Below are 6,320 nucleotides of genomic sequence, written 5' to 3' on the forward strand. Positions count from 1 at the left end.
TCCGGAGCCGGGACGGTCGCCCCCAGCCCAACCGCAACCACCAACCAAGCCCGGCACGCCACGCCCGACCGCAACCACCGACCAAGCACGGCACGCCAGGCCCGACCGCAACCACCGACCAAGCACGGCACGCCAGGCCCGACCGCAACCACCGACCAAGCCCGACACGCCAGGCCCGACCACGCCCGCGACGCCGCCGGTTCAACTCCCCTTCCCCGGGTAGCAGTCAAGCAGCGACCGAGGGAGGCAACCAGACATGAAGGCGTTGACCTGGCAGGGCAAGCGGGACGTACGGGTCGAGGAGGTGCCGGACCCCCGGATCGAGGAACCGACGGACGCGATCGTGAAGATCACGTCGACTGCGATCTGCGGCTCCGACCTGCACCTGTACGAGGTGCTGGGACCGTACCTGAAGCCCGGTGACATCCTCGGCCACGAGCCGATGGGCATCGTCCAGGAGGTCGGGTCGGGAGTGACCCGGCTCAAGCCCGGGGACCGGGTGGTGGTGCCGTTCAACATCGCCTGCGGCAGTTGCTGGATGTGCGAACGCCAGCTCTACGCCCAGTGCGAGACCACCCAGGTCACCGGTGAGGGCAAGGGCGCGGCGCTGTTCGGCTACACCTCGCTCTACGGCTCGGTGCCCGGCGGGCAGGCCGAGTACCTTCGCGTCCCGCAGGCCCACTTCGGACCGATCACCATTCCGCAGACCGGCGCCGATGAGCGCTACCTCTACCTCTCCGACATCCTGCCGACCGCCTGGCAGGCGGTGAAGTACGCCGACACCCCGCCCGGAGGCACGCTGGCCGTGTTCGGGCTGGGCCCGGTCGGCCAGTTCTGCGCCCGCATCGGCCGTCACCTCGGCGCCGGCCGGGTGATCGGGCTGGACCTGGTGCCCGAGCGGTTGGAGCTGGCCCGCCGGCACGGCATCGAGGTGCTCGACGTCCGCGAGCTGAGCGACGTGCCGGGCGCGTTGATCGACCTGGTCGACGGGCGTGGCCCGGACGCGGTGATCGACGCCGTCGGCATGGAGGCGCACGGCTCGCCGGGCGGCAAGCTGGCCCACGCGGCCGTCGGGCTCCTGCCGGACAAGCTGGCCCAGACGCTGACCGACAAGGCCGCCATGGACCGGCTCTCCGTCCTGCACGCCGCCGTCAAGGCGGTCCGCCGCGGCGGCACCGTGTCGATCTCCGGCGTGTACGGCGGTGAGGTGGACCCGATGCCGCTGATGGAGATGTTCGACCGGGGCGTCCAACTGCGGATGGGGCAGTGTCACGTGCGCCGGTGGACCGACGAGATCCTGCCGCTGCTCTCCGGCGACGACGATCCGCTGGGCGTCGAGGACCTGCGCACCCACCGGGTGCGCTGGCGCGGGCGCCGGAGGCGTACGAGATGTTCCAGAAGAAGGAGGACGGCTGCATCAAGGTCGTACTCGCGCCGTGAGTCGGGTGGTGGTGATCGCCGGCGCGACCAGCGGGATCGGTCGGGCGACGGCCCGGGCGTTCGCCGACCGCGGCGACCGCCTGGTCCTCGCCGCCCGCGCGGCACAGACCCTGGCCGAGGTACGCGCGGAGTGCGCCGACGCCGACGTGCTGACCGTGCCGACCGACGTGACCGAGCCGGGCGCGCTGGACGCGCTCGCCGACGCGGCGATCGACCGGTTCGGCCGCGTCGACGTCTGGGTGCACACCGCGGCGGTGATGGCTTACGGCCGCTTCGACGAGCTGCCGGAACGGGTCTTCGACCAGGTGGTACGGACCGACCTGCTGGCCGCCGCCGGCGCGGTGCGGGTGGCGCTGCGGCACTTCCGCGCCACCGGCGCCGGCACCCTGATCCTCACCGGTTCGGTGCTCGGGCACATCACCGCCCCGTACATGAGCGCGTACGTGGCCAGCAAGTGGGGGTTGCAGGGGCTGGCCCGGACGGTGCAGCAGGAGCTGCGCGACAGTCCGAAGATCCGGCTCTGCCTGGTCAATCCGGGCAGTGTGGACACCCCGGTCTACCAGCAGGCGGCCAACTACCTGGGTCGGATCGGCCGGCCACCGCCACCCGTCGCCGGCGCGCGGCGGGTGGCTCGGGCCATTGTCGACTGTGCGAACCGGCCCCGCCGGGAGGTGTCGGTGGGGCGGCTCAACGTGGTGCTGCGGGCCGGTTTCACCATGCTGCCGGGCGTCTACGACGTCCTGGTCGGACCGTTGATGCGGTTGGCCGGCCTGAGTGGACGATCGGTCGCCGCGAACGACGGCAGCGTCTTCGCTCCGAACCCGGCCGGCGAGGCGGTTCGCGGCGGGCACCTGCCCGACCTGCGGCAACTCGTGTCCGGGCCGGCCGGTGTGGTCGGCGCCGCACTGCGCCGGCGGCTCAGCTGAGCTGTTCGGGACTGTTCGGGACTGTTCGGAGGCATACGTGCGTCGATCAACTCGCCTAGGGTGGTGGGCCAGCAAGCGCTCTGGCGCACCACGATGGGGGAGACGATCGACCATGCGATTGAACCGCAGGACGGCACTCGGACTTGGCACGGTGGCCACCGCCGGCACGGTGCTCGGGGCGGCCACCCCGGCCAGCGCCGCCGGGACCACCGAGACGACCCCGACCACCCCCGCCCGGGCCGCCCAACGGGTCGCCACCATCTACACCCGACACCGCACCGAGGCCGGCGGCAACTGGCAGGCGTACATCAGCGTCGCCGATCCGGCCGGCCAGCCGGTCGTGGCGGTGGCGGCAGACGCGGACCGGAAGATCGAGGTGTACAGCGTCAACAAGATCGCGGTCGCCACGGCGGTTCTCGACAAGGTCGACCGAGGTCTGCTGACCCTGGACCAGCGGGTCGAGGTGACCGCCGCGATCGTCGTGCCGGGCGGTGACGGCATCTTCAGCCTGGACGGCGCGTACCCCAGCAGCGTGACCCTCGGTCACGTGCTGGCCAACCTGCTGACCGTCTCCGACGACACGGCGGTGCGGCTCTGCGGGCTGGTCGCCCCGGCCGCCGAGATCAACTCCATCCTGGTGGCCAAGGGTTTCCCGAACACCCAGGTCGAGCCGGTGGCCAACCCGAACCGGTTCTTCCTCGGCACCAGCACTCCCCGGGAGACGCACGACCTGCTGCGGGCCCTGGTCGCCGGCACCCTGCTCTCGCCCGCGTCGACGACGTTCCTGCTCGGGCTCCTGCGCTCCCCGGTGGCCTTCACCGACGGCATCCGGCGCACCATGTCCTCCGACGAGCGGGCCCGCATCGCCACCAAGGCGGGCTGGTTCGCCGACGCCCGCCACGAGGCCGGCGTGATCTTCGACCGGTCCGGCGCGGCGGTGCTCACCTATGCGCTCTTCGCCGACGGGCAGGCCGACCCGGACAACTTCGGCGCCACCCACCCGGCGGTGCAGGCCCGGGCCGCCATGGGTCCCCGGTTCCTGGCAGCGGTGGACCGGCTCGCCGGCGCCGGCAGCACGTTCCGGATCAACACCCCGCACCCCAGCAACGGCGGCTGAGCCCGGTGCCGGGTCGGTCGCCGCTGCCGGCGGCCGACCTGGAGGGGCGACCGCCCGGGCACGGGAGGGCCGGGGTGACTACCGTGTAGGGCGGACACGGCGGAGGGACGGCGATGGCACCAACGCGGAGCACGGACGTCGAACGGTCGCTCGGGCGACGGATGCGAGGCGCGGCCGGCCTGGCCGCGCTGGCCGGCCTGGCCTGGGTGGCCCGGGACGTGCCGGCGGCGCTCGGTGGCCGGCTCGCCGGGGCCCGCGCCGAACGGGCGGCCCGCTCACCGCAGTTCCGCGACGGCACCTTCCACAACCAGGCCGGCACCAGCACGATGGTCGCCGACCCGGGTCGCAACCTGCTCCGGGAGCTGATCTTCGGCAAGCAGAAGCGACGGCCCACCGCGCCCGTGCCTCTGCTGCGCCCCAGCGGGTCGCACACCGCCGACACCGCCGGCGAGCTGAACATCATCTGGTACGGCCACGCCTCGGCGTTGATCGAGATCGAGGGCAGGCGGGTCCTGCTCGACCCGGTCTGGAGCGACCGTTGCTCCCCGTCCGGACTGGTCGGCCCCCGCCGTCTGCACGAGCCGCCGGTACGCCTCGACGAGCTGCCTCCGCTGGACGCCATCCTGATCTCCCACGACCACTACGACCACCTGGACATGGCCACCGTGCGGGCGCTGCTGGCCGGTCAGTCCGCGCCGTTCCTGGTGCCACTCGGGGTGGGCGCGCACCTGGACCGGTGGGGCGTACCCGCCGACCGGATCATCGAGCTGGACTGGTCCGAGTCGCACCAGGTCGCCGGGCTGAAGATCACCGCGACCGCCGCACAGCACTTCTCCGGTCGAGGGCTGCGCCGCGACGGCACGCTGTGGAGCTCCTGGGTGGTGGCCGGGGCCCGCCGCAAGGTCTTCTACACCGGCGACTCCGGCTACTTCGCCGGGTACGCGGCGATCGGCGCCGAGCACGGGCCGTTCGACGTGACGCTGATGCAGATCGGCGCGTACGACCGGGCCTGGCCGGCCATCCACATGTTCCCGGAGGAGGCCGTCAACGCCCACCTCGACCTGCGCGGCGGGCTGTTCATCCCGGTGCACTGGGCGACCTTCAACCTGGCCCTGCACGACTGGTCCGAGCCGGTGAACCGCCTGTGGGCCGAGGCGAAGGCCCGTGACGTACGGCTCGCCGTCCCCCGCCCCGGCGAGCGCGTGGTGGTCGACGACCCGCCCGCCGTCGACGGCTGGTGGCAGGCCGTCGCCTGACCGGCGCGTCGTCAGAGCACGAAGGCGTCGGTCCAGAGCGCGCCGGACCGGCCGGACAACGCGTCCAGCATGGCGACCGCCTGCCCGTCGGTGAGCTGCGCCACGAAGTCCACGATGGCCCGCCCCCGGGCCCGACCGATCCGGTCCGGTGTACGCGGGTGCAGCTCCGCCTCGGCCAATTCCACCAGGTCGTGCAACCGGCGGGGCAGCCGGGACTCCTCCTCCGGGTCGAGCAGCCACTCCCACAGCGCCTCCACCAGGGTGCCCAGCAGCCGGGCCTGACCGCGCTGGTGCAGGGCCAGATCCGGGCGGGCCAGCACGAAGCGGTGGTGGACGAACTTCAACACCTGCACCTCGTGCCACTGCGCGCAGCCGAGCAGCACGTACCCGGAGCGCACCGACGGCTGGTCGGTCACGGTGATCGCCTCGACGAAGCGGGTGGACCAGCGGGCGGAGAACCGGGCCACGTACTGCTCGGCCTCGATCGAGCCGTCGAACGGCATCGCCAGCAGCCCGTCGACCAGTTCCTCGCGGACGTGCTCGACGGCGGCGGCGAACGCGTCGTCGTCGGCGATCCAGGCGTCCTTGCGGTGCAACTGCCGGCGTAGCCGCTCGATGGCCGCGCCAGGTCGCCGGGACGCCGTGGTCAGCGCCGCGTCGGTGATCGCCCGCAGTTGCCCGCTCTCCCGCTGCCAGGCCATCAGCTCGGCGGACACCGACCCCTGCTGGAGCACCCCCACCCGGTAGAAGTCCTCCACGTCGTGGATGGCGTACGCGATGTCGTCGGCGGTGTCCATCACGGACGCCTCGACGGTCTGCTGCCAGTCCGGGATGCGGCCGGCGAACGGCTCGCGCGCCTGCCGCAGGTCGTCCAGCTCGGTCCGGTACGCGCCGAACTTCGACGAGCCGCTGTCCGGGTCGTCCGGCGGTGGGGTGGCCCCGCGTGGCGGCGGGTCCATGGTGCGCGGGTGCGGGTCGGGGTGGTCCAGCCGGGTCCACGGGTACTTCAGCATCGCCGCGCGGACCGCCGCGGTCAGGTCCAGTCCGGTGGTGGCCGCGCCCCGGATCTCGGTGCTGGTGACGATCCGGTACGACTGGGCGTTGCCCTCGAAACCGTCGGCGAGGCCGAGGCGCTGGCGGGCCAGCCGGTCCAGCACCCGCTCCCCCAGGTGCCCGAACGGTGGATGGCCGAGGTCGTGGGCGAGCGCAGCGGCCTCCACCACGTCGGGGTCGCAGCCGCCGAGCTTGTCCAGCAGGTCGCGCCACCGCTCGTCGGCCATCAGCCGCTCGGCGATCGAGCGGGCCACCTGGGCGACCTTCAGGCTGTGGGTGAGCCGGTTGTGCACCAGCAGGCCGGAGCCGACCGGGCTGATCACCTGGGTGACGCCGCCGAGGCGGGCGAAAAACGGTGAGCCGACGATTCGGTCCCGGTCGGCGCGGAACGGGTCGCGGCGAGGTCGCCGAGGGCCCGGGCGCTGCCGCCGAAGAGCCGCCGGGCACGCGGCTCCGCAGGTGATTCCATGATCGCCACGCTAGCGCAGGCCCGGCGGGGCCGCCTCCGGGTCGCCGGCCGGGCGCGGC

Annotated in this window: 3 protein-coding genes and 2 pseudogenes; 4 read left to right on the plus strand and 1 reads right to left on the minus strand. The window is 73.1% G+C overall.

Annotated elements, in window-relative coordinates:
- Positions 1-256: 256 nt before the first annotated feature.
- The 4 genes and pseudogenes from JNW91_RS33355 to JNW91_RS28425 all read left to right on the plus strand — a co-directional run bounded on the left by JNW91_RS33355 (position 257) and on the right by JNW91_RS28425 (position 4,739).
- Positions 257-1,440 (plus strand): annotated as a pseudogene (locus JNW91_RS33355) (zinc-dependent alcohol dehydrogenase).
- Complete coding sequence (locus JNW91_RS28415; RefSeq protein ID WP_203178544.1) at positions 1,437-2,366, plus strand: SDR family NAD(P)-dependent oxidoreductase; 930 nt, start codon at positions 1,437-1,439, stop codon at positions 2,364-2,366. Before JNW91_RS33355 ends, JNW91_RS28415 begins: the two are co-directional and overlap by 4 nt.
- A 112-nt stretch (positions 2,367-2,478) precedes the next feature.
- Positions 2,479-3,483: a serine hydrolase gene (locus JNW91_RS28420; protein WP_203178546.1), complete on the plus strand. Its 1,005-nt coding sequence runs from the start codon at positions 2,479-2,481 to the stop codon at positions 3,481-3,483.
- A gap of 113 nt (positions 3,484-3,596) precedes the next feature.
- Positions 3,597-4,739, plus strand: coding sequence for an MBL fold metallo-hydrolase (locus tag JNW91_RS28425; RefSeq protein WP_203178548.1), 1,143 nt, complete (start codon positions 3,597-3,599; stop codon positions 4,737-4,739).
- A gap of 11 nt (positions 4,740-4,750) precedes the next feature.
- On the opposite strand, the pseudogene JNW91_RS28430 reads toward JNW91_RS28425, so the two are convergent.
- Positions 4,751-6,261: pseudogene (locus JNW91_RS28430) on the minus strand (deoxyguanosinetriphosphate triphosphohydrolase family protein).
- Positions 6,262-6,320: the final 59 nt, after the last annotated feature.

It is taken from the genome of Micromonospora parastrephiae, from assembly GCF_016802865.1.
Taxonomy (GTDB): Bacteria; Actinomycetota; Actinomycetes; order Mycobacteriales; family Micromonosporaceae; genus Micromonospora; species Micromonospora parastrephiae.

Coding starts and splice junctions, on each gene's coding strand:
- JNW91_RS28420 (WP_203178546.1), top strand. CDS start 2,479: ATGCGATTGAACCGCAGGACGGCACTCGGACTTGGCACGGTGGCCACC.
- JNW91_RS28425 (WP_203178548.1), top strand. CDS start 3,597: ATGGCACCAACGCGGAGCACGGACGTCGAACGGTCGCTCGGGCGACGG.